This window comes from Streptomyces sp. NPDC058295 (assembly GCF_042880655.1).
In the GTDB taxonomy this organism is placed as follows: Bacteria; Actinomycetota; Actinomycetes; order Streptomycetales; family Streptomycetaceae; genus Streptomyces; species Streptomyces coriariae.
Window position 1 is genome coordinate 82,634 of sequence record NZ_JBHVYO010000028.1, and the last position, 21,501, is coordinate 104,134.

Below are 21,501 nucleotides of genomic sequence, written 5' to 3' on the forward strand. Positions count from 1 at the left end.
CGCCCGCATGTCGGATCAGTCGTCTTCGACTCTACGGGCGGGGTCTGACAATCGGTTCCGGCGGTCGGCCGGGTCACGGCGTTCCGGCCCGGTCACGGCCTTCCGGGCGGGCCCGGACCGGTCAGGGGACCGTGCGGGAGACCACGTAGACGAAGGGGTAGACCGCGTTGCCGGTGTTCACCACCACGTCCAGTGTCGGCATGGGCTTCTTCTGTTCGTGGACGATGCCGAAGTCGTCCCCGGGGCGTGAGCCGGGGCCAGTGAACTTCCAGCCCGTGACCTCCTGGTCTCGGGCGCTGATGGTGATCTCGCCCTTCTTCAGGTCGGCCCGGTCGACGCCGATGCCGGCGAGGAACTCGTCGAGTCCCGCCTGTGTGGTCTGGAACTGCGCGTACAGGCGGCTGGTCTTCCAGTTGTTCGTCTCGTAGTAGGCGACCTGGTTCGACGGGTGCGGGATCGGCACCTGGTACAGGCGGCGCTGGACCTTCGACGGCCAGCCCTCGGTCAGGCCGGTCGCCGAGTACTTCGCTTCTTTGTCCTTGCCGCTGTCGCGGCTCTGGTTGGCGGAGATCACCAGGTAGCCGGCCGGGACACCGATGAGCAGCACGATGATCAGCAGGGTGAGCGCCCTGCGGCGGATCACGTGCCGGCGGTCCTCCGGCGGGCGGTCCGGCTCGTCGGGGGATGTGGCCTGGCGGGGCAGCGATGCGGTCATGCGGTGTCCCGGGTCGTGCGGGGCGGTGCGGCGGTCATGCGGTGTCCTGGGTCGTGCGGGACGGTACGGCGGTCACGCCGTGTCCTGGGTACGGCGGGCCGCCTCGGTGAACCGTTCGAAGCGCTCGTAGCGCTCCACGCGGCGGCGCTTGGCGCGCCGGAAGCGGCGGGCGACCAGGCGGGCCAGGTCGGCCGCGCCGACCATACCCGCCTCGGGGCCGAGCTGGGCGCGGACGATACGGGCCTCGGGGCGGTAGCCGCGGCCGGTGAGCTGGCGCTTGAACGCGTCCCGCGCGGGGCTGATCAGCAGGTCGTCGGCGGCCGAGACGCCGCCGCCGATCACGAAGCAGGACGGGTCGAGGGCGGCGGCCAGGTTGGCGATGCCGACGCCGAGCCACTGGCCGATGTCCTGGAGCAGTTCGATGCACATGGCGTCGCCCTCGCGGGCCAGCTCGGTGATCATCGGGCCGGTGATGTCGCCGATGTTGCCCTTGACGTGCTCGATGATCCCGTACGCCACCGGGGAGTCGGCGGCCGCCAGTTCGCGGGCCTCCCTGACCAGCGCGTTGCCCGAGCTGTACTGCTCCCAGCAGCCGCGGTTGCCGCACGGGCAGCGGTGGCCGCCGGGCACGACCTGCATATGGCCGAACTCGCCGGCGACACCGTACTTGCCGCGCTTGACCTGGCCGTCCTCCAGGATCGCGCCGCCGATGCCGGTACCGAGCGTGATCATGACGAGGTGGTCCTCGCCACGGCCGGCGCCGAAGCGCCACTCCGCCCAGGCGGCGGTGTTGGCGTCGTTGTCCACCAGGACGGGAACCGCGAGACGGCCGGAGAGGCGGTCGCGCAGCGGCTCGTTGCGCCACGACAGGTGGGGCGCGAACAGGACGCGGTTGCGGTCCGCGTCCACCCACCCCGCCGCGCCGACGCCGACCGCGTGCACGTCGTGGCGGTCGGACAGGTCCAGGACCAGCTCGACGATCGTGTCCTCGACGACCTTCGGGCTCTTGGACTTGTCCGGCGTCTCCGCGCGGACCTTCTCCAGGATGTTGCCGTCGGCGTCGACCACCCCCGCCATCACCTTGGTGCCACCGATGTCGATGCCGACCGTCGGCACACGGGGTGCGGTGAGGTGCGATCGGCGCTCCCTCGTGCCCACGGTGCGGAGTGCGGGCGCGCGGCGGGAGCCGATGGGGGCGGTGAAGTTGCCGTAGGTGCTCATCGCCGCCGATTCTGCCTCACCCTCCCGCCCGGTGCCGAGCCGGGCGGCGGCGGGGGCGGGCGGCCTCCGGCGTGCCCGGCGCGTCGTGGCCGGTCGCACCCGCTACGGCCGCGCGTCGGCGCGCGGTCCCCGGGCTCCCCTGGAGCCTCTCGGGTGGATGACGCCACGGACGCGGGGTCCGGTGCGTGCCCGCGCCGCCCTGCGCGGGCACGCACCGGACCCCGCTACCGGCGCCGGACGGTCACCATGAACGCGGTACCGGCCGGCCGGTGGACGGTCCCGCCACCGGCCCGCGACCCGATCCGCACGTCAGGGCTGGGCCCGCCGCAGCTCGTGGCGGAGGTCGTCCAGGTCGTTGCCACCGGCCATCTGGCGCGTCAGCTCCTCCAGGGTGATCCCGTCCCGTGGGTGAGCGCCCACCATGGTGCCCCGCCGCAGCAGGACGAACCTGTCCCCGACCAGGTACGCGTGATGCGGGTTGTGGGTGATCAGCACGACGCCCAGACCCGCGTCCCGGGCCGCCGCCACGTACTTGAGGACCACGCCGGACTGCTTGACGCCCAGCGCCGCCGTCGGCTCGTCCAGGACGAGGACCTTCGCGCCGAAGTACACGGCCCTCGCGATCGCCACGCACTGGCGTTCGCCGCCCGAGAGGGTGCCGATCGGCTGGTCGACGTCGCGCAGGTCGATGCCCATCCGCAGCAGCTCCGCGCGGGTCGTCCTGCGCATGAGGTCGACGTCCAGGCGCTTGAAGGGGCCGGTGCCCTTGCGCGGCTCGGAGCCCAGGAAGAAGTTCCGCCACACCGGCATCAGCGGGACCACGGCCAGGTCCTGGTAGACCGTCGCGATCCCGCGGTCGAGTGCCTCGCGCGGGGAGGACAGAGCGGTCTCCTCGCCGTCGAGACGCAGCACCCCCGCGTCGTGCCGGTGGAGTCCGGCCACGATCTTGATCAGGGTCGACTTGCCCGCGCCGTTGTCGCCCAGGACGCAGGTGATCTCGCCGGCGTGGACCTCCAGGGAGACTCCTTCGAGGGCGCGGACGTTGCCGTACCGCTTGCCGACGTCGGACAGCTCGACGAGTGCCGTGCGCACCGCGGTCTCCTTCGCTTCGTGCGTCGCCGTCACTTCGAGGCCTCCGCGCGCTTGCGGACCCAGGCGTTGAGCAGGGTCGCGAGGAGCAGCATCGCGCCGAGGAAGAACGTGAACCAGTCCGGGTTCCACTCGGCGAAGACGATGCCCTTGCTCGTCATGCCGAACAGGAGCGCGCCGACCGCCGAGCCGACCGCGCTGCCGTATCCGCCGGTGATCAGACAGCCGCCGATGACGGCCGCGATGATGTAGATCAGCTCGTTGCCGACGCCCTCGCCGGACTGGACGACGTCGTACGAGAAGAGCAGGTGCTGGCCCGAGATCCAGGCGCCCAGGGCGACGCCCGTGTAGAGGCCGACGGTGGTCCGGGTCACCGGGACGCCGACCGCGCGGGCGGCCTCCTTGTTGCCGCCCACCGCGAAGATCCAGTTGCCGGCGCGGGTGCGCAGGAGGATCCACGAGGCGACCGCGACCAGGGCGATCCACCACAGGACGGTGACCTTGACGTCGACGCCGCCGATCGCGAGGGTGGAGGCGAAGACGTCCCGCGCGGACCGGAAGCCCTCCATGTCCGCGATGGTCTTCGTCGACACCGTGCCGTCGATCAGCTTGGTGAAGCCGAGGTTGATGCCGGTCAGCATCAGGAAGGTGCCCAGCGTGATGATGAAGCTGGGCAGCTTCGTGCGGGTGAGCAGGAAGCCGTTGAAGGCGCCGACCGCGAGGGTGACCAGCAGGGACACGCCGACGCCCACCCAGACGTTCGCCGTCGCCTGGTAGCTGAAGATCGACGAGATCAGCGCCGAGGACGTGACCATGACCCCGGCCGACAGGTCGAACTCGCCGCCGATCATCAGCAGCGCGACCGGGACGGCCATGATGCCGATCGTCGAGGACGCGTAGAGGACCGTGCTGAGACTGCCGGCGCGCAGGAAGCTGTCGGCGGCCAGCGCGAAGAAGACGAAGACCGCGATCGCGCCCACGACGGAGCCCAGTTCCGGACGACCAAGCAGCCGGCGCAGGGACGAGCCCTGAAGAAACCTTTCTCCAGGTGTCGTGCGAGCGGCTGTGCCGGCGGTCGCGTGAGCTGTCGTGCGAGCCGTGTCGTCCGCTGTCGTGCGAGCGGGCTTCCGCGCCGTCTCGCGTGTCGTCTCGCTCAACGGGTGCCCCGCTCGGTGTACTCCGCCAGCGCCGCCGCCTGGTCCTTCGTGATGATCTGCGGACCGGTGAGGACCGGCTTGCCGCCGCCGAGGACGTCGCTGTTGTACTTGTACAGCCACAGCAGGTCGACGGCCTGGTAGCCCTGGAGGTACGGCTGCTGGTCGACGGCGAAGCCGAGCGTGCCGTCCCGCAGACCCGCGGCCACCTTGGCGTTCAGGTCGAAGGTGTCGATCTCCGCCTCGCTGCCGGCACCCCGCCCGGCCTGCACGGCGGTGTCGGCGTACGGGGCGCCGAGGGTGACGACCGCGTCGACCGAGGTGTCGGCCTGGAGCCTGGCCTCGATCGCGGACTGCACGTCGGGCATGTTGGTGCCGTTGACGTAGAGGTTCTCGACCTGGCCGGCGAAGGTCTTCGCCACGCCGGCGCAGCGCTGCTCGTGGCCGACGTTGCCCTGCTCGTGCAGGACGCAGATCACGTTCTTGCGGCCCCGGCGGTTCAGCTCCTCGCCGACGGCCTCGCCGGCGATCGTCTCGTCCTGGCCGACGTGGGCGAGCGCGCCGAACGCCTTGGACTCGGCCGACCCCGAGTTCACCGTGATCACCGGGATGCCGGCCTTCTCGGCGCGGGCCACGGCCGCCTTCATCGCGTCCGGCTTGGCGAGCGTGACGATGATCGCGTCGACCTTCTTGGCCACCGCCGCGTCGACGAGCTGGGCCTGCTGCTGGGCCTCGTCGTCGTGGGAGTACAGGAAGTCGATGTTGTCCTTGTCGGCCGCCTGCTCCGCGCCGCTCTGGACGATGTCCCAGAAGGTGTCCCCGTCACCCGAGTGGGTGATCATCGCGAAGGTCCAGCGAGGCGTGTCCACCGCGCCCCCGCCGTGGGCCGCCGCGGCCTTGCGGGCGTCCTCCGCGCGTTTGCCGCCGGTCGCGCTGCACCCTGCCAGGGACATGGTGAGTGCCCCCGCCAAAGCGATCCCTGCCCAGGTCCGAAACCGTGCCACGAGGCGGTGCCCTTCTTGCCGTGTTCTGTCGAACGCCCGCATCCGGTGACCTCTCACCGGACACAAACGCCCCATTATCGAACACGGGGATCACACACCTGTGGCCCGGGGACCGCCCATCACTCACCTTGTCCGGACATCCGGTCACATTGTCTGGACAATGCGACCAAGGCGGGCCGATCGCACGGACAGGACTCAGGGGCGGACGAGCAGCTGGAACTCGAAGGAGTAGCGGGTCGGCCGGTAGATGTGGTCGCCGAACTCCACCGCCCGGCCGGTGTCGTCGAAGGTCGTGCGCTGCATCGTCAGGAGGGGGGCACCTTCCTCCTCGGCGAGCCGCTCGGCCTCGGCGGTGGTGGCGGCGCGGGCACCGATGGACTGGCGGGCGCTGTGCAGGGTGATCCCGGCGGCCCGCATCAGCCGGTACAGACCGGTGGCCTGGAGCTGCCCGGTGTCCAGATCGAGCAGGCCGGAGGGCAGGTGGTTGCACAGGTACGCCATCGGCTCCCCGTGCGCCAGGCGCAGCCGCTCCACCCGGTGCACATCGCTGCCCTCGGCCACCGCGAGCGCGGCCGCGACCTCGGCGGACGCCGGGACCATGGTGTTGACCAGCACCGTCGTCGCCGGACGCTGCCCGGCGGCCTCCAGGTCGTCGTAGAGGCTGCTGAGCTCCAGCGGGCGCTTGACCTGGCTGTGCACGACCTGCGTCCCGACGCCTCTGCGACGGACCAGCAGGCCCTTGTCGACGAGCGACTGGATCGCCTGGCGGACGGTCGGCCGGGACAGGCCGAGCCGGGCGGCGAGCTCGATCTCGTTGCCCAGCAGGCTGCCCGGGGTCAGCGATCCGTGCTCGATCGCGGCCTCCAGCTGCTGGGCGAGCTGGAAGTACAAAGGCACCGGAGAACTTCGGTCCACACGTAGTTCTAGCTGCACGGTCGGGTCCACTTCTGGTTTCGGCACGGCCCGAGCGTAGCTCCGCGACCGGTTGACGGGAAGTCGTGTAGTTCGGTTGTCCGGACATACGCATTGACAGCGCCCTGCCTGCGACGTCACTTTGGTTTCATGCGCATCGGGGTCATCGGGACGGGCCGCATAGGCACCATTCATGCGAACACACTCAGCCGTCACCGCGAGGTCGGATCCCTGATCCTGACGGACGCGGACCACGCGCGGGCCCAGGAGCTCGCGCATGGGCTGGGCGAGACGGCCGCCCCAGGGGTGGACGAGATCTTCCGCTGGGGTGTGGACGCCGTGGTGATCACGACGGCCACGTCGGCCCACGCCGAACTGATCGGTCGGGCAGCACGCTCCGGGCTCCCGGTCTTCTGCGAGAAGCCGATCGCCCTCGATCTGGCGGGCACCTTACAGGCGATCGCCGAGGTCGAGACCGCCGGAACGATCCTGCACATGGGCTTCCAGCGCCGCTTCGACGCGGGGTACACGGGAGCCCGGGAAGCGGTGCTCTCGGGCCGGCTCGGGCGGCTGCACACCGTACGGGCGCTGACGTCCGACCAGTCGGCGCCGCCGGCCGCCTGGCTGCCCGTGTCCGGCGGGATCTACCGGGACGCGCTCCTGCACGACTTCGACTGTCTGCGCTGGGTGACCGGCCGCGAGGTGACGGAGGTGTACGCTGCCGGCTCCGACGCCGGGCCCGCGATGTTCCGCGAGGCCGGGGACGTGGACACGGCGGCCGCGGTCCTCACCCTCGACGACGGCACCCTCGCCACGGCGACGGCGACGCGGCTGAACGGGGCGGGCTACGACGTCCGCATGGAGCTGGCCGGCGAGCTCGACCAGATCGTCGTGGGCCTGGACGACCGCACCCCGATCGCGTCCACCGAACCCACCGGTCCACCGGCCGCGGACAAACCGTGGACCGGGTTCCTGGAGCGGTTCGAGCCCGCCTACACGGCGGAGCTGAACGCCTTCGTGGACGTGGTGCGGGGCGAGCGGGCCAACCCCTGCGACGGCCGTGAGGCACTGGAGGCCCTGCGGATAGCCGAGGCCTGCGAGGTGTCCCGGCGGGACCGCCGCGCGGTGTGGCTCTCGGAGATCCCGGCGACCTCCGGGACGGGCTGAGCGGGGCCCGGCCTCGGAGGACACCGGGCCCGGCCGGCAGGTGGACGGGCGGGGCGGCTCCCTCTGCTACCAGCGCACCGGGACGCTGCGCATCCCGCGCATCAGCGGGCCGGGCAGCCAGTCGCCGGGCGGGCCGTCGAGGGCCAGGGCGGGGGTGCGCTCCAGCAGGGACCGGATCGCCGTGCGGGCCTCCAGGCGGGCCAGCGGGGCGCCCAGGCAGTAGTGGATGCCGTGCCCGAAGGCCAGGTGGCCCCGGCTGTCCCGGCGGATGTCGAAGCCGTCGGGGGCCGGATAGCGCCCCGGGTCGCGGTCGGCCGCGGTCAGGCCGATCATCACCGCCTCGCCCTGCGCGACGGAGGTGCCGGCGATCTCCAGCGGTTCGGCGGCGAACCGGTACGTGGCGTTCTCCACCGGCCCCTCGTAGCGCAGGGCCTCCTCGACGGTGCCGTCGAGGAGGGTCATGTCGGCGCGCAGGGCGGCCAGTTGGTCCGGGTGGGTGAGCAGGGCGTGGACGGCGTTGGTGATCAGGTTGACGGTGGTCTCGTGTCCGGCGATGAGGAGGACGAACGCCATGCCGCGCAGCTCGCCGGGCGAGAGCCGGTCGCCGTCCCGCGCGGTGGTGCGGATCAGGTCGTCCAGCAGATCGCCGCTCGGCCCGGCGTTCCGCTTGTCCTCGATCAGCTCGGTGAGATACGTGCCGAGCCGCACGAAAGCGTCGTACTCGGTCTCCGCGCTGGTCGGCGCCACGGCCTCGCTCGACAGCTCGCGGAAGGCCACGCGGTCCGCCTCGGGGACCCCGAGCAGCTCGCAGATGACCGTCAGGGGCAGGGGGTAGGCGAGCGACTCCACGAGGTCGGCGCGGCCGTGCGGCAGCATCGCGTCGAGCAGGCCGTCGGTGATCTGCTGGATCCTCGGCCGCAGTTCCTCCACGCGGCGCGCGGTGAAGGCGCGGGAGACCATCGCGCGCAGGCGCGTGTGCCGGGGCGGGTCCGCGGTCAGCAGGTGCTTGCCGATCAGCTGCTCGTCGAGGAACGTGACCCCGATCCGTTCGGAGTCCTTGGCCAGCCGGGGGTCGGCGAGCGCCGCGCGCGCCTCCTCGTGTCCCACGACGAGCCAGGTCACATGGTGTGCGTCGGGCACGGGCAGCCGCACCCGGTGCACCGGGCCGCGCTCGCGCAGTCGCGCGTACACCGGATGCGGGTTCCTCCGGAAGCCGTCGCCGAACTCCCCCAGATCGATCACCTCGGTCATGCCTCCCCCTCCCGTCATGACTCCAACGAGCGGGACGCCCGCCCGGTGCCCGCCGTGCCGCCTTCTTCGCGGGCCGTCAGCCGGGCCCGTCCGCTCCCTCTTCCAGGAGCCCCGCGTCATAGGCCAGCAGGGCGATCTGTACCCGGTTGTTGAGGCCGAGCTTGGCCAGGACCCGGGAGACGTGGGCCTTGACGGTGGCGACGCTCATGAACAGCTCCGCGGCGACGTCCGCGTTGGACAGTCCCCGGCCGACCGCGACCGCCACCTCGCGTTCGCGCTCGCCGAGGGCCGCGAGACGCACGCGCGCGTGCGCACGCCGGGTGTCGGCCGTGGTGCCGGCCGCGTGGTCCATCAACTGCCGGGTGACCGTGGGCGACAGGACGGGGTCACCGGCCGCCACCCGGCGCACGGCGTCGAGGATCTCGGCGGGCGGGGTGTCCTTGAGGACGAACCCGGCGGCACCCGCGCGCAGCGCACGCAGCACCTGCTCGTCGGCGTGGAAGGTGGTGAGCACCACGACCTGCGGGGCGTCCTCGCGTCCGCGCAGCCGTTCCGTGGCGGTGAGTCCGTCCACGGACGGCATCCGGATGTCCATCAGGACCACGTCGGGGCGGGTGCGCTCCACGAGCCCCTCGACCTCGCTCCCGTCGGCGGCCTCACCGACGATCTCGATGTCGTCGGCGCCCCCCATCATGAAAGCCAGACCGGCCCGCACGAGGGGATCGTCGTCGACGAGAAGGAGTCTGATCGCAGTCATGGACCTCACGTAATCACGGTTGCGGGCGGGCGGGTTCACGGTTCGCGGCGAACGGGCCGGCCCGGACGGTCCCGCCCGGCCCCCGTCAGGGCGTCGCCCGCCACGGCAGCCACGCCCGTACCTCGAATCCCCCGTCCCCCCACGTACCGTGCGCCAGGCGCCCCCCGGCCAGGGCGGCCCGTTCGGTCAGGCCGATCAGGCCCTGACCGGAGCCGGGCACGGGCGGCACCTCTCCCACGGGGGCCGGGTTGCGCACGCTGACGTCGAGGCCCTCGCCGGGGCCGCCGGTGACGGTGACCGCGACCTCCGCGCCCGGGGCGTGCTTGCGGGCGTTGGTCAGGCACTCCTGGGCGATGCGGTACGCGGTGCGGCCGACGGAGGCGGGGACGGCTCCGGCGTCGGTGACGCGTTGGTCGAGGGTGACCTTCATGCCGGCCTCGCGGGACTCGGCGACCAGTGTGTCCAGGGCGGCCAGCGTCGGCTGGGGGCGGCCGGCGTCGTCCGGTTCGGCGGCCCGCAGGACGCCGATGATCTCCCGCAGGTCCTGGAGGGCCTCGTGGGCGCTCTCGCGGATGACGCCGGCCGCCCGCGCGATCTCCTCGCGGGGCGCGTCCGGGCGGAACTCCAGCCCGCCCGCGTGCACGCTGAGCAGGGTCAGCCGGTGGGCGAGCACGTCGTGCATCTCCCGGGCGATGGCCTCACGGGCCAGCCGCTGCGCCTGCTCGGCGCGCAGCCGGGCCTCCGTCTCGGCGCGCCGGGCGCGGTCGCGCAGGCTCAGCATCAGCTGCCGCCGGGACCGCACGAACATGCCCCAGCCGATGGCCGTGACGGTGAACAGCACGCTCCACGCCACCGAGGGCCCGTACGCCAGGGTGGGGTCCGGGCGGGCCCAGGCCAGCAGCGGGATCAGGGCCACCTGGGCGCCGCCCACCCAGGCCACGTACCGGAACGGCCGGTGCACGGCGAGGGTGAAGAGGGCGACCGTGCAGGCGCCGGCCGAGGTCGTCGCCAGGAAGCCGAGGGGGACCATCGCGATCGCCAGGCCGAGGGGCCACCGGCGGCGCAGCCAGACCGCCGCGCAGGCGAGGGCGCCCAGGAGCTGGTCGGCCGCGGCGGCGACCTCGGGGAGGTCACGTTCGCCGGGGAAGGAGTCCGCGACCGCCAGGCCCACGCCCACGGCCACGAGGAAACAGAGGAAGTCGACGACCCAGTCGCGCGCGGTGCGCCGGTGCGGCCGGCCCGGACGCCCGGCTTCCGGGGCGAGTTCCGCGACCACGGCCGACGGCAGCAGCCATCGACGTCCCGTGAACCCGGGTGCCGGCGGTGCCGTGTTGTCGTCTGCCCTCATGGTCGACAAATCTACGCAGCGCGGGACCCTGACACCCCCCGTCCACACGCATCGCCTACCGAAGGCGGGGAAGGACCGACCACCGTCGCGGCGCCGCCTACTTTCGGCGCGGCCGGACCACCTGTCCGCCGCCTTCCGTCGCACGGGTCCCGCCCGCCGGCCGATGGCCCGTGCGGGCCCCGCGGGGTGAGAGTCACGAGCATGAAGGAACTGCTCGGACTACTCGGATTCCTCGCCCTGGTGCAGGGTGCCCTGGGCCTGCTGCACGAGTTCACCCGCTGGCACGTGGGCCTCGTGCAGCGCCTCGGCTTCCTCGACGGCTACGAGGTCTACGTGAGCGTCGCGCTGATCGTGCTGGCGTTCGCCCTGTTCGCCGCCTCGGAGAGCCGGAAGCCGCGCTGAGGGCAGGAGGCCGGACTCCGGTTAACGCCGTGAAAACTTCTCGGGCCCGCAGGCAAATTCCCGCACCTTGTCATTGACATGACACTGTCTACGCGCGTCATCATGAGGCCATGAGATTCCCCCCACGGATCACTCGTACCGTCACGTCGGCGGCTGTCCTGTCCGCCCTCCTCGTCGGCGGCGCCGTCTCCGCCACCACGGCCCACGCCGCCGTCGGCAGCGTCTGCTACACGAAGCTGCCCTCCCAGGCGTACGACACGCTCGACCTGATCGATGCGGGCGGGCCGTTCCCGTACTCGCAGGACGGAGCGGTCTTCCAGAACCGGGAAGGCGTCCTGCCCAGCCAGACGTCCGGCTACTACCACGAGTACACGGTGAAGACCCCGGGCTCCTCCACGCGCGGCGCGCGACGCATCGTGACCGGGAAGAAGTCCGCCGAGGACTACTACACCGCGGACCACTACGTCACCTTCAACCTGATCAACTACGGCTGCTGACCGACACCGTTCGCCCGTCCGATCCACAGACCCTCGCCCCGCGGACCCCCCACGTCTCCAGGCCGCGGGGCGAGGCACGTCCGGACGGAGCCGCCCGGCGTGGTGATCAGGCCGCCGGCGTGCCGGAACTGTTCCCCGGGCCTCCGCCCGCACCGCCCCACCGGCACCCGCGACTCGTCGGCTCAGCCCGCGTTCGTCGAGAACAGTCCGCCGGTCGGCCCCTGCTTGTCGCCGCCCTGGGCCTTCCTCAGGGCGTTGGCGAGACTCTCGATGGTGAGGGACTGGAGGATGACGCGGCCGCTGCCCTCCAAGGTGGCCAGGGACAGGCCCTCGCCGCCGAACACCGCGTTCATGACCCCCTGGCGGTTGAGACCGCCGACCCGCTGGACGCCGTACCGGATGCCCTCCTCGAAGGCGACCACACAGCCGGTGTCGACCTCGATACGGCCCCCGAAGTCGGCGGGGTCGAGGTCGATGAAGTTGCCGGCCCCCGCGATGACCACCGTGCCGCGTCCGGTGAACTTCTCCAGGACGAAGCCCTCGCCGCCCTTCATCCCGGTGCGGCCGCCCTGGAAGGCGATGCCGAACTCGACGGTGGACTCGGCGGCCACGAACGCGTCCTTCTCGGCGAACCACGCGCGCGTGCCGTCCAGCTCCAGGGCGCGCATCTCACCGGGGAGCACGCCCGCGAAGCCGACCGTGCCCTCGCCGCCCTGGGCGGTGAAGTACTGGAACGCCAGCGACTCGCCCGCGAGGGCGCGCTGGCCGACCTGCATGGCCGTGCCCATGGCCTGGCGCAGCATGCCGCCCATGCCGCCACCGGCCGAGCCGCCCTGGGGCTGCCCGCCACCGCCACCGGACGCGCCGCCGGAGGGGCCGCCGAGGCGGGTCTCCATGGTCACGTTGACCGTCTTGAAGAGGAACTTTCCGGCTTCGCAGTACACGGTCTGGCCGGGGGACAGGTTGACGACCGCCATCTGCATGGCGTTGCCGACGATTTCTTGCTGAAGGGTCACATGGGGAGAACGCGGAAGGCGGAGGAAAGAGTTCCGGTCTTCCGCCGACCGCGCGATCCGCGCGCCCGTCGCCGTCCTGTCGCCCCGGGCGATCTCGACGTCCGTTCGCCGCCAGCGCGCGGGGGCGCCGGCCGCTGGGATGGACCCATGACAACGACCGAAGGAACCCTGAACGGCAAGGTGGCGCTCGTGACCGGCGGCAGCCGCGGCATCGGAGCGGCCACCGCGCTGCGGCTCGCCCGGGAGGGCGCGGACGTGGCGGTGACCTACGAAAACGGCAAGGAGGCGGCCGAGGACGTCGTGGCGGCCGTGGAGGCGCTGGGACGGCGGGCGGTGGCGCTGCGCGCGGACTCCGCGGACCCCGGGGAGGCGGCCGGGGCGGTGGACCGTACGGCCCGGGCGCTGGGCGGCCTCGACGTACTGGTGAACAACGCGGGCGTCGGCGTCCTCGGACCGCTGGAGGGGCTCGGCCTCTCCGACGTCGACCGGGTGCTCGCGGTGAACGTGCGCGGGGTGTTCCTGGCCTCGCAGGCGGCCGCCGGGCGGATGGCGGACGGCGGCCGGATCATCACCATCGGCACCTGTATGACCCAGCGGGTGCCCGGCCCCGGCGGGACCCTCTACGCGATGAGCAAGTCGGCCCTGATCGGTCTGACCAAGGCGCTCGCCCGGGAACTGGGCCCGCGCGGGATCACCGCGAACCTCGTCCACCCCGGCCCGATCGACACGGACATGAACCCGGCGGACGGCCCGTACGCGGCCGGCCAGGCGACGATGACCGCGCTGGGCCGTTTCGGCACGGCGCAGGAGGTCGCCGCGACGGTCGCACACCTGGCGGTGGCGGCGTACGTCACGGGCGCGGAGTTCGCCGTGGACGGCGGGCACGCGGCCTAGAGATCCGGATCGGGATCCGCATCCGGGGCCGGAATTCGCATCAGGATCGGATCCCGATCGGGATCGGGATCGGGACCGGGGTCGGCATCGGGCGGGGCTCGCGCGGGAGGCGGTAGCGCGGGGCTCGCACCGGCGGCCTCGCCGAGGGCCGGAGCCGCGCGGGGCCGCTGTCGCGCCGTCAGCGCCGTGCACACCCCCTCCCGCCCGGAGTGTCCACGGTGGTGGCGGTCGGTTCAGCCGCCGAGCTCCTGGTGGCGGGCCGTCAGCACCGCCGTACCCGCTTCCGTGAGGGAACCGAACAGGCGCAGGCGCGAGATGCCGCCGTCGGGATAGATGTCCACGCGCGCGTGCGTGCCGACCGCCGGGGCCGGCAGGACGAAGCGATGGTTGGTGTCGGGCTGGAGACGGGTGCGCGGGAGGATCTCCGTCCACTCGCCGCTCTCGCCGTCCTTGACCGACACCGAGGCCCAGCCCGCGCTGTTGCCCTTCAGGTAGGCCGTGTCGATCTCCAGCGCGCGGATGCTCGCCTGGGCCGCCAGCCGGTAGCGGATCCAGTCGTTGCCCCGGTCGCGGCGGCGGCGGGTCTCCCAGCCGTCGTCCATCTTGCGGGAGCGGCCCGGCTGGATGGTGTTGCTCGCCGGCGAGTAGAAGAGGTTGGACGCGTCCTCGGCACGGCCGCCGTTCTCCAGGGCGACGACGTCGAAGGCGCCGAGCGCCGTCAGCCACTCGGGATCGGGCACGACCTCCCCGTACACGCGCAGGCGGGCGATGCCGCCGTCGGGGTGCTGGTTGACCCGCAGGTGGGTGAAGCACTGCTCCACCGAGACGGAGAAACCGTTCGCCGCGTGACCGCCGACCGGCGTGCGCGGGACCAGCGTCGTCCACTTCACATGGTCGCCGAGGAGCTCCTCGGCGGACGGCGAGCCCGGCACCGAGGCGCCCTCGACCGACACCGCCTGCGGGTAGTTGCCGCGGAAGTGCGCCGTGTCGACGACGATGCCCCGGATCACCCCGGGCGCGCCGAGGCGGACGAGCGCCCAGTCGTGGTCCTCGGCGGTCGGCCACGGGTGGTCGGCGGAGGCTCCGCGGCGGCGGCGGGTCTCCCAGCCGTCCATGACCTTGCCCTTGTGCCCGAAGTGCTCCGGGTCGAACTCGGCGGGTCCGGGCACCAGCAGGTTCTCGCGCTGGGCGAAGAACTCGTCGTTGGCGGCGACGACCGCGGCTCCGAGCTGCCGGTCGGCGAGATTCACGAACCGGGTGAAGGGGAAGTCGGCGGTGCGGTAGTCCGCGTACGGGTCGCCGCCGCCGTAGGGGTTCGCGTCGCCGGTGAAGCTCTCTATCGCCGTCACGGTGATCAGGTCTGCCTTTCGGGAGTCGGCCGGTGCGGATGCGGGTGCGGGTGCGGGTGAACGGGCAGGTCGGGCACTCCTTCGGGTCAGGGGGTGCGGGTGAGGAGCCGGCCCTTCGGCTCGGTGAACTCGCCGTCCGAGACGATGCGTTCGCCGCGCAGCCAGGTGGACTTCACGACGCCGTACAGGGTCTTCCCGGCGTACGCAGTGACCCGGTTGCGGTGCTGGAGCGCCGCCGGGTCGACGGTGAAGGTCTCGTCGGGGGCGAGGACGGCGAAGTCGGCGTCGCGGCCCTCTTCGATCGCGCCCTTGTGGGAGAGGCCCACCAGGGCGGCCGTGCGTGCGGACATCCAGCGGACGACGTCCTCGAGGCCGTGGCCCCGTCGGCGGGCCTCCGTCCACACGGCCGCCAGGCTCAGCTGGAGGCCCGAGATGCCGCCCCACGCCGTCGCGAAGTCGTCGGTCTTGAGGTCGGCCGTGGACGGGGAGTGGTCGGTGACCACGCAGTCGATCGTGCCGTCCGCCAGGGCCTGCCAGAGCAGATCCTGGTTGGCGGACTCGCGGATGGGCGGGCAGCACTTGAACTCGCTGGCGCCGTCGGGGACTTCCTCGGCGGTCAGGGTCAGGTAGTGCGGGCAGGTCTCGGCCGTGACCCGGACACCCTCCGCCTTGGCGGCGGCGATCAGCGGCAGCGCGTCGCTGGAGGAGAGGTGCAGCACGTGCACGCGCGCGTGGAGGCGCTTCGCCTGCGCGACGAGGTGCGCGATGGCGGTGTCCTCGGCGTCGCGGGGACGGCTGGCCAGGAAGTCGGCGTACCGGGGGCCGCCCCGCTGCGGGGCGGCGTCGAGGTGGTGCGGGTCCTCGGCGTGCACGATCAGCAGGCCGTCGAATCCGGCGATCTCGGCGAGGGAGCGGGCGAGCCGGTCCTGGTCGAGGTGCGGAAACTCGTCCACGCCCGACGGGGAGAGGAACGCCTTGAAGCCGAAGACGCCGGACTCGTGCAGCGGGCGCAGGTCCTTGACGTTGTCGGGCAGGGCGCCGCCCCAGAAGCCGACGTCGATGTGCGCCTTGTCGGCGGCGACCTCCCGCTTGACCCGGAGGTGGTCGACCGTGGTGGTCGGCGGGAGGGAGTTGAGGGGCATGTCGACGAGGGTGGTGATGCCGCCGGCCGCCGCCGCGCGGGTGGCGGTCCAGAAGCCCTCCCAGTGGGTGCGGCCGGGGTCGTTGACGTGCACATGGGTGTCGACCAGACCGGGCAGCAGGACGTCGTCGCCGAGGTCCTCCAGCCGGGCTCCCTCCGGGACGGGGGCGTCGTACGGCAGTACCGCCGAGATCCTGCCGGCGGCGACCGCGACCGCGGCGGGCCGTGACCCCTCGGGAGTGATGACGCGCGTCGAGCGCAGCACCAGTTCAGCCTCGGACACCCGGGCCCCTCTCTTCCGTTCTCCTCCGGTCACGCGGAAGAAACTTCCACGTAACGGAATTCAACGTTCTGTTGAAGGAGTCTTCCCCTCCTGCCCTCGCGCCGTCAAGAGCCCACTCCCCCAGAGTGCACCCACCCCCGACACTCTGGACATTTCCACATGATGGAATTAATATTCCGGCCAGCAGAATCTAACTACGCGCAAGCGAGGAGTCAACCGACCGCCGGGTTAGGCTTCACCCCTTCCGCCAGTTTCGAAAGGAACGCGCCGTGCCGACGTCCAGCGCCAGCACCACCGACTCCGCCAAGTCCGCCAGCGGCGGGGTCCAGTCCCTCGAGCGCGCCTTCGATCTCCTCGAGCGGATGGCGGACGCGGGCGGCGAGGTCGGCCTGAGCGAGCTGTCCGCGAGCAGCGGGCTGCCCCTGCCCACCATCCACCGCCTGATGCGCACCCTGGTGGCCTGCGGCTACGTCCGCCAGCAGCCCAACCGCCGCTATGCGCTGGGCCCTCGACTGATCCGGCTCGGCGAGTCCGCCGCCCGGCTGCTGGGCACCTGGGCCCGCCCCTACCTGGCCCGCCTGGTCGAGGAGACCGGCGAAACGGCCAACATGGCGCTGCTCGACGGCGACGAGATCGTGTACGTGGCGCAGGTGCCGTCCAAGCACTCGATGCGGATGTTCACCGAGGTCGGCCGCCGTGTCCTGCCGCACTCCACGGGGGTCGGCAAGGCACTGCTCGCGGGCTTCCCGGACGCCGAGGTGCGCGCCCTGCTCGCCCGCACCGGCATGCCCGCCGCCACGGACAAGACGATCATCACCCCGGACGGTTTCCTCGCGGCCCTCGCCGACGTACGGCAGGCCGGTTACGCGGTCGACGACAACGAGCAGGAGATCGGCGTGCGCTGCCTGGCGGTGCCGGTGCCGGACTCCCCCACCCCCGCGGCCATCTCCATCTCCGGCCCGGCGGGCCGCGTCACGGAGTCGGCCACGGAGAGGATCGTGCCGGTACTGCGCCAGGTCGCGGTGGAACTGTCACAGGCGCTGACCAGCCCCGGTCCCGCGGTCTAGGCCGGGCTCCGGATCGCACCGTGTACGGCCGCGGCCGCCGGGGTTCAGCGGCGCGGCGTCTCCCCGAACAGCTCCACGGCGTGGCGCACCTCCGACAGGCTCCGGGCCAGTGCGCTCACCGAACCGATAGCGCCCGCGATCAGCAGCAACGAGCGGCGTAACCGGGGGACTTCGGGGATGCCATGGGTCACCATCGCGGCGAGCGCGGCGAGTTCGTCCTCGGCGATCGCGCGGTCCGGGAACTCGACCGGATACGTGGCGAGTTCGCGGCGCAGCCGGGACACCGCGGTCCGCAGTTCCGCCACCCTCGGATCCTCGTAACTGCCGGTCACTGCCCTCTGCCTCAAGCTCCGCAACACAGCTCCCCCCACGCGCGCTCAGCCGCCCGCGGCCCCGCGGTACCGGCACCGGGCACCGGAGGACGCGCGGGTCAGTAAACGCCACCCGACGCGGCGCGCGCCACTGCGCGGACCGAAATTCAGCCCCACGGAACCGCGCGGCCGACGCCACGTCAGGTATGCAGGACGCATGACGCACAAGGAAGACCGGACCGCGGACCAGGTGACCGGCCTGCTCCTCGCGGCGGGCGGTGGCCGCCGGCTCGGCGGCCGCCCCAAGGCCCTGCTCGAACACCGGGGACGGCCGCTCGTCGAACACGCGGTGCAGGTGCTGCGCGCGGCGGGCTGCGCACGGGTGCATGTGGTGCTCGGGGCCGCCGCCGACACCGTACGGGAGCGGGCACGGCTGGCGGGGTGCGTGATCGTGCCGAACCCGGAGTGGGAGCAGGGCATGGGCACGTCGCTGCGGGCCGGGCTCGGCTCGCTCGCCGGAACGGGGGCGCGGGCCGCCCTGGTCTCCCTCGTCGACCAGCCCGGCATCGGGCCGCAGGCCGTGGCGCGGGTGCTGGCCGCGTACGCGGACGAGTCCTCGCTCGTCTGCGCCGCCTACGACGGCGTACGCGGCCATCCCGTCCTGTTCGGAGCCGCCCACTGGGGAGACATCGCGGCGACTGCCACCGGCGACCGGGGGGCACGCGCCTATCTGAAGGAGCACGAGGAGGCGATCACGCTCGTCGAGTGCGGGGACGTGGCCCGCCCCTTCGACATCGACACCCCGCAGGATCTCGCGCACCTTGAGTGAAGAGCCTGGCACCGAGCGCCACCTTGCCTCGACGCGGAGAATCTCGACATCAACAAATCATTGAAGTTCCACGATGAGGAAACTAGTATCCACTGATCAGAAGGGCCCGGCCCGTCCGGGGCCCCGCCCGCCGTACTCGGTTCGACTGGCACCCGGTGCCACCGCTGAAGGAAGTGACCGCTCATGTCCGCACCAGCGCCGTCCCCGCTGGCCATCGTCGACGCCGAGCCCCTGCCGCGGCAGGAGGAGGTCCTCACCGAGGCGGCGCTCGCCTTCGTGGCCGAGCTGCACCGGCGGTTCACCCCGCGCCGCGACGAACTCCTCGCCCGGCGTGCGGAGCGCCGCGCCGAGATCGCCCGCACCTCCACCCTGGACTTCCTCCCGGAGACCGCGGCCATCCGCGCGGACGACTCCTGGAGGGTGGCCCCCTCCCCCGCGGCCCTGGACGACCGCCGGGTCGAGATCACCGGCCCGACCGACCGCAAGATGACCATCAACGCCCTCAACTCGGGCGCCCGGGTCTGGCTCGCGGACTTCGAGGACGCCTCCGCGCCGACCTGGGAGAACGTCGTCCTCGGCCAGATCAACCTGGCCGACGCCTACACCCGGAGCATCGACTTCACCGACCCGGGGTCGGGCAAGTCGTACGCCCTGAAGGACGCGGGCGAGCTCGCCACCGTCGTGATGCGCCCGCGCGGCTGGCATCTGAACGAGCGTCACCTCGTCGACGCCGACGGCCGCCAGGTCCCCGGCGCGCTGGTCGACTTCGGCCTCTACTTCTTCCACAACGCCCAGCGCCTGCTCGACCTCGGCAAGGGTCCGTACTTCTACCTGCCGAAGACGGAGTCGCACCTGGAGGCCCGCCTCTGGAACGAGGTGTTCGTCTTCGCGCAGGACCATGTCGGCATCCCGCAGGGCACCGTCCGCGCCACCGTGCTCATCGAGACGATCACGGCCGCGTACGAGATGGACGAGATCCTGTACGAACTCCGGGACCACGCCTCCGGGTTGAACGCCGGCCGCTGGGACTACCTGTTCTCCATCGTCAAGAACTTCCGTGACGGCGGAGCCAGGTTCGTCCTCCCGGACCGCAACGCGGTCACGATGACCGCCCCGTTCATGCGGGCGTACACCGAACTCCTCGTCCGCACCTGCCACAAGCGCGGCGCGCACGCGATCGGCGGTATGGCGGCCTTCATCCCGTCCCGCCGCGACGAGGAGGTCAACAAGGTCGCCTTCGAGAAGGTGAAGGCGGACAAGGACCGCGAGGCGGAGGACGGTTTCGACGGGTCGTGGGTGGCCCACCCGGACCTGGTGCCGATCGCCATGGCCTCCTTCGACGCCGTGCTCGGCGACCGGCCGAACCAGAAGGACCGGCTGCGCGAGGACGTCGACGTCAAGGCCGCCGACCTGATCGCAGTCGACTCGCTGGAGGCCCGGCCGACCTACCCGGGCCTGGTCAACGCCGTGCAGGTCGGCATCCGTTACATCGAGGCCTGGCTGCGCGGCCTGGGCGCGGTCGCCATCTTCAACCTGATGGAGGACGCGGCCACCGCCGAGATCTCCCGCTCGCAGATCTGGCAGTGGATCAACGCGGGGGTGGAGTTCGAGCGCGACGGGACCACGGTGAAGGCCACGCCCGAGCTGGCCCGCGAGGTCGCCGCCGCGGAACTGGCCGCGATCCGCGCGGAGATCGGCGAGGAGGCCTTCACGGCCGGCCACTGGCAGCAGGCGCACGACCTGCTGCTGACCGTCGCCCTCGACGACGACTACGCGGACTTCCTCACCCTGCCGGCGTACGAGCAGCTCAAGGGCTGAACACCGGCACCGACCGGAAGCTCACCTGTCCGAGTGGCCCAGGGACCGCCCCGGGGCCACTCGGTCACGTACGAGCTTCTTCACCGCGGTCGGCTCCGGGAACCCCTGTTCGCGGCGGTCCCAGATCACCTCGTCGTCCACCCGGACGACGAAGACCCCGCCCTTGCCGGGCTTCAGGGCGAGCTCCGTCAGCTCCGCCTCGAAGGTCGTGAGCAGCTCCTGCGCCAGCCAGGCGGCGCGCGGCAGCCAGCGGCACTGGGTGCAGTACTCGATCTCGACCCGCCCGCTCGCGTCACGCGTCTCGTTCATCCGAGGTGCACCGACCAATCCTGTTCCGCGGCCGGCTTGCCGTGCAGGTCCGGGACCCGCTTGAGCCAGTCGGGCCGTCCCTGCAGCGTCCTCGCCGCGCGCCGGGCCTCGTCGGCGGCGAGCTCCTCCGGGGCGGGGAAGTCGGTGGGCAGCCAGGCCGCCGAGGCCCGCACCCGCGCGTGGAGGTAGCGCACATACGCCTCCCGGACCGCGTCCGGCGTCGTGAACCCCGCCTCGCCGGCCAGCCAGGCGTCCGGTACCTCCGCCACGATCCGGCGCAGCAGCTCCTCGGTCACCCTGGGCGCCAGCTCGGCGTCGGCCGCCCGGGTGTCCGGGGCGCAGCGGCCGAGGGCGTGGTGGCGGAAGTCGTAGCGCTTCTCGGGGTCGGCGCCGTCCCAGCGGTGGTGGAAGACGAGGGCGGCGCCGTGGTCGATGAGCCACAGCCGGGGCGGGACCGTGCCGAACGTCGGCCAGACCATCAGGTTGGAGCTGTGGACCGTCCGGTCGACGTTGACGGTCAGGGCGTCCAGCCAGACGATCCGCCCGGCCTCCAGCGGCTCCACCGGGAAGGCCTCGGCGACCTCCGGCGTGAAGTCCTCGGCACCCGGCAGGAAGTCCATCCCGAGGTTGATCCCCGCGCTCGCGGCGTGCAGCTCCCGTACCTCCTGGTGCGGTTCCCGCTCGGCGATCGCCGGGTCGAACCGGACCAGGACCAGTTCGGGAAAGCGCAGCCCGAGGGCGCGGGCCAGCTCGCCCACGATCACCTCGGCGACGAGCGCCTTGCGGCCCTGCGCGGAGCCGGTGAACTTCACGACGTAGGTGCCCAGGTCGTCGGCCTCGACGACGGCGGGCACGGAGCCGCCCGCCCGCAGCGGAGCGAGGTAGCGGGTCGCTGTGACCTCGGTCAGCATGACGTACTCCCTCTGGCCTGAATGAGCATAGTAACCAGGCCCGACGGCCGAGGAGA

Annotated in this window: 22 protein-coding genes; 7 read left to right on the plus strand and 15 right to left on the minus strand. The window is 72.2% G+C overall.

Annotation, left to right across the window (positions count from 1 at the left end):
• Positions 1 to 121: 121 nt before the first annotated feature.
• The 6 genes from ACFVYS_RS27635 to ACFVYS_RS27660 form a co-directional block, all read right to left on the minus strand.
• Positions 122 to 715, minus strand: coding sequence for a sugar kinase (locus ACFVYS_RS27635; protein WP_389506234.1), 594 nt, complete (start codon positions 713 to 715; stop codon positions 122 to 124).
• Positions 716 to 787: 72 nt separating this feature from the next.
• Entirely contained in the window at positions 788 to 1,936 is a 1,149-nt protein-coding gene (locus ACFVYS_RS27640; protein WP_057606127.1) for an ROK family glucokinase, read from the minus strand.
• 309 nt (positions 1,937 to 2,245) lie between these two features.
• Entirely contained in the window at positions 2,246 to 3,061 is an 816-nt protein-coding gene (locus ACFVYS_RS27645; protein ID WP_389506236.1) for an ATP-binding cassette domain-containing protein, read from the minus strand.
• Complete coding sequence (locus ACFVYS_RS27650) at positions 3,058 to 4,044, minus strand: ABC transporter permease (protein WP_389506288.1); 987 nt, start codon at positions 4,042 to 4,044, stop codon at positions 3,058 to 3,060. Before ACFVYS_RS27650 ends, ACFVYS_RS27645 begins: the two co-directional genes overlap by 4 nt.
• Before the next feature lie 134 nt (positions 4,045 to 4,178).
• On the minus strand, positions 4,179 to 5,183 hold the full coding sequence (locus tag ACFVYS_RS27655) for a sugar ABC transporter substrate-binding protein (RefSeq protein ID WP_389506238.1): 1,005 nt from the start codon (positions 5,181 to 5,183) through the stop codon (positions 4,179 to 4,181).
• A gap of 195 nt (positions 5,184 to 5,378) precedes the next feature.
• On the minus strand, positions 5,379 to 6,116 hold the full coding sequence (locus ACFVYS_RS27660) for a GntR family transcriptional regulator (protein WP_199876132.1): 738 nt from the start codon (positions 6,114 to 6,116) through the stop codon (positions 5,379 to 5,381).
• A gap of 129 nt (positions 6,117 to 6,245) precedes the next feature.
• On the opposite strand from ACFVYS_RS27660, the gene ACFVYS_RS27665 reads away from it, so the two are divergent.
• Positions 6,246 to 7,262: a Gfo/Idh/MocA family oxidoreductase gene (locus ACFVYS_RS27665; protein WP_389506240.1), complete on the plus strand. Its 1,017-nt coding sequence runs from the start codon at positions 6,246 to 6,248 to the stop codon at positions 7,260 to 7,262.
• A 66-nt stretch (positions 7,263 to 7,328) separates the two neighbouring features.
• Here ACFVYS_RS27665 and ACFVYS_RS27670 read toward each other — a convergent pair whose 3' ends face one another.
• The 3 genes from ACFVYS_RS27670 to ACFVYS_RS27680 all read right to left on the minus strand — a co-directional run bounded on the left by ACFVYS_RS27670 (position 7,329) and on the right by ACFVYS_RS27680 (position 10,618).
• Positions 7,329 to 8,513, minus strand: a complete 1,185-nt coding sequence (locus ACFVYS_RS27670) for a cytochrome P450 (RefSeq protein ID WP_389506242.1) — start codon at positions 8,511 to 8,513, stop codon at positions 7,329 to 7,331.
• Between the two features lie 76 nt (positions 8,514 to 8,589).
• Positions 8,590 to 9,270 carry a response regulator gene (locus tag ACFVYS_RS27675; protein ID WP_389506244.1) on the minus strand — a complete coding sequence of 227 codons (681 nt, stop codon included), beginning with the start codon at positions 9,268 to 9,270 and terminating at the stop codon, positions 8,590 to 8,592.
• An 85-nt stretch (positions 9,271 to 9,355) separates the two neighbouring features.
• On the minus strand, positions 9,356 to 10,618 hold the full coding sequence (locus tag ACFVYS_RS27680) for a histidine kinase (RefSeq protein WP_389506246.1): 1,263 nt from the start codon (positions 10,616 to 10,618) through the stop codon (positions 9,356 to 9,358).
• Positions 10,619 to 10,819: 201 nt separating this feature from the next.
• On the opposite strand from ACFVYS_RS27680, the gene ACFVYS_RS27685 reads away from it, so the two are divergent.
• Both ACFVYS_RS27685 and ACFVYS_RS27690 read left to right on the plus strand, forming a co-directional pair.
• Positions 10,820 to 11,020 (plus strand): hypothetical protein, encoded by a 201-nt coding sequence (locus tag ACFVYS_RS27685; RefSeq protein ID WP_389506248.1) that lies wholly within the window; start codon positions 10,820 to 10,822, stop codon positions 11,018 to 11,020.
• Between the two features lie 110 nt (positions 11,021 to 11,130).
• Positions 11,131 to 11,517, plus strand: coding sequence for a ribonuclease domain-containing protein (locus ACFVYS_RS27690; RefSeq protein ID WP_020125489.1), 387 nt, complete (start codon positions 11,131 to 11,133; stop codon positions 11,515 to 11,517).
• Positions 11,518 to 11,699: 182 nt separating this feature from the next.
• On the opposite strand, the gene ACFVYS_RS27695 is transcribed toward ACFVYS_RS27690, so the two are convergent.
• Positions 11,700 to 12,533: an AIM24 family protein gene (locus tag ACFVYS_RS27695; protein WP_389506250.1), complete on the minus strand. Its 834-nt coding sequence runs from the start codon at positions 12,531 to 12,533 to the stop codon at positions 11,700 to 11,702.
• Between the two features lie 147 nt (positions 12,534 to 12,680).
• Between ACFVYS_RS27695 and ACFVYS_RS27700 the strand changes: the two genes are divergently transcribed.
• On the plus strand, positions 12,681 to 13,427 hold the full coding sequence (locus ACFVYS_RS27700) for an SDR family oxidoreductase (protein ID WP_389506252.1): 747 nt from the start codon (positions 12,681 to 12,683) through the stop codon (positions 13,425 to 13,427).
• Positions 13,428 to 13,660: 233 nt separating this feature from the next.
• On the opposite strand, the gene alc is transcribed toward ACFVYS_RS27700, so the two are convergent.
• Both alc and allB read right to left on the minus strand, forming a co-directional pair.
• Complete coding sequence (gene alc / locus ACFVYS_RS27705) at positions 13,661 to 14,776, minus strand: allantoicase (RefSeq protein ID WP_389506254.1); 1,116 nt, start codon at positions 14,774 to 14,776, stop codon at positions 13,661 to 13,663.
• Positions 14,777 to 14,862: 86 nt separating this feature from the next.
• Positions 14,863 to 16,200, minus strand: a complete 1,338-nt coding sequence (gene allB / locus ACFVYS_RS27710; RefSeq protein ID WP_389506256.1) for an allantoinase AllB — start codon at positions 16,198 to 16,200, stop codon at positions 14,863 to 14,865.
• 269 nt (positions 16,201 to 16,469) lie between these two features.
• On the opposite strand from allB, the gene ACFVYS_RS27715 reads away from it, so the two are divergent.
• Positions 16,470 to 17,267 carry an IclR family transcriptional regulator gene (locus ACFVYS_RS27715; protein ID WP_389506258.1) on the plus strand — a complete coding sequence of 266 codons (798 nt, stop codon included), beginning with the start codon at positions 16,470 to 16,472 and terminating at the stop codon, positions 17,265 to 17,267.
• 44 nt (positions 17,268 to 17,311) lie between these two features.
• Here the strand turns inward: ACFVYS_RS27715 and ACFVYS_RS27720 are convergent, their stop codons facing one another.
• Positions 17,312 to 17,626, minus strand: coding sequence for a DUF5955 family protein (locus ACFVYS_RS27720; protein ID WP_389506260.1), 315 nt, complete (start codon positions 17,624 to 17,626; stop codon positions 17,312 to 17,314).
• A 169-nt stretch (positions 17,627 to 17,795) separates the two neighbouring features.
• On the opposite strand from ACFVYS_RS27720, the gene ACFVYS_RS27725 reads away from it, so the two are divergent.
• Together ACFVYS_RS27725 and aceB are read left to right on the plus strand one after the other, a co-directional pair.
• The gene (locus tag ACFVYS_RS27725; protein ID WP_389506261.1) at positions 17,796 to 18,407 is read left to right on the plus strand and encodes an NTP transferase domain-containing protein; all 612 of its coding nucleotides are present in this window, start codon (positions 17,796 to 17,798) and stop codon (positions 18,405 to 18,407) included.
• Between the two features lie 183 nt (positions 18,408 to 18,590).
• Positions 18,591 to 20,225, plus strand: a complete 1,635-nt coding sequence (gene aceB, locus ACFVYS_RS27730) for a malate synthase A (RefSeq protein WP_389506263.1) — start codon at positions 18,591 to 18,593, stop codon at positions 20,223 to 20,225.
• A gap of 21 nt (positions 20,226 to 20,246) precedes the next feature.
• Here the strand turns inward: aceB and ACFVYS_RS27735 are convergent, their stop codons facing one another.
• Positions 20,247 to 20,534: a SelT/SelW/SelH family protein gene (locus tag ACFVYS_RS27735; RefSeq protein ID WP_389506264.1), complete on the minus strand. Its 288-nt coding sequence runs from the start codon at positions 20,532 to 20,534 to the stop codon at positions 20,247 to 20,249.
• On the minus strand, positions 20,531 to 21,445 hold the full coding sequence (locus tag ACFVYS_RS27740) for a HipA family kinase (RefSeq protein ID WP_389506266.1): 915 nt from the start codon (positions 21,443 to 21,445) through the stop codon (positions 20,531 to 20,533). Before ACFVYS_RS27740 ends, ACFVYS_RS27735 begins: the two co-directional genes overlap by 4 nt.
• Between the last annotated feature and the right edge of the window lie 56 nt (positions 21,446 to 21,501).

What these genes read in the sequence shown, in the direction of transcription:
- ACFVYS_RS27675 (WP_389506244.1), bottom strand. Translation starts at nt 9,270, where the DNA reads ATGACTGCGATCAGACTCCTTCTCGTCGACGACGATCCCCTCGTGCGG.
- ACFVYS_RS27740 (WP_389506266.1), bottom strand. Translation starts at nt 21,445, where the DNA reads ATGCTGACCGAGGTCACAGCGACCCGCTACCTCGCTCCGCTGCGGGCG.
- ACFVYS_RS27665 (WP_389506240.1), top strand. Translation starts at nt 6,246, where the DNA reads ATGCGCATCGGGGTCATCGGGACGGGCCGCATAGGCACCATTCATGCG.
- ACFVYS_RS27635 (WP_389506234.1), bottom strand. Translation starts at nt 715, where the DNA reads ATGACCGCATCGCTGCCCCGCCAGGCCACATCCCCCGACGAGCCGGAC.
- ACFVYS_RS27690 (WP_020125489.1), top strand. Translation starts at nt 11,131, where the DNA reads ATGAGATTCCCCCCACGGATCACTCGTACCGTCACGTCGGCGGCTGTC.
- ACFVYS_RS27670 (WP_389506242.1), bottom strand. Translation starts at nt 8,513, where the DNA reads ATGACCGAGGTGATCGATCTGGGGGAGTTCGGCGACGGCTTCCGGAGG.
- ACFVYS_RS27700 (WP_389506252.1), top strand. Translation starts at nt 12,681, where the DNA reads ATGACAACGACCGAAGGAACCCTGAACGGCAAGGTGGCGCTCGTGACC.
- ACFVYS_RS27640 (WP_057606127.1), bottom strand. Translation starts at nt 1,936, where the DNA reads ATGAGCACCTACGGCAACTTCACCGCCCCCATCGGCTCCCGCCGCGCG.
- aceB (WP_389506263.1), top strand. Translation starts at nt 18,591, where the DNA reads ATGTCCGCACCAGCGCCGTCCCCGCTGGCCATCGTCGACGCCGAGCCC.
- ACFVYS_RS27725 (WP_389506261.1), top strand. Translation starts at nt 17,796, where the DNA reads ATGACGCACAAGGAAGACCGGACCGCGGACCAGGTGACCGGCCTGCTC.
- ACFVYS_RS27735 (WP_389506264.1), bottom strand. Translation starts at nt 20,534, where the DNA reads ATGAACGAGACGCGTGACGCGAGCGGGCGGGTCGAGATCGAGTACTGC.
- ACFVYS_RS27685 (WP_389506248.1), top strand. Translation starts at nt 10,820, where the DNA reads ATGAAGGAACTGCTCGGACTACTCGGATTCCTCGCCCTGGTGCAGGGT.
- ACFVYS_RS27680 (WP_389506246.1), bottom strand. Translation starts at nt 10,618, where the DNA reads ATGAGGGCAGACGACAACACGGCACCGCCGGCACCCGGGTTCACGGGA.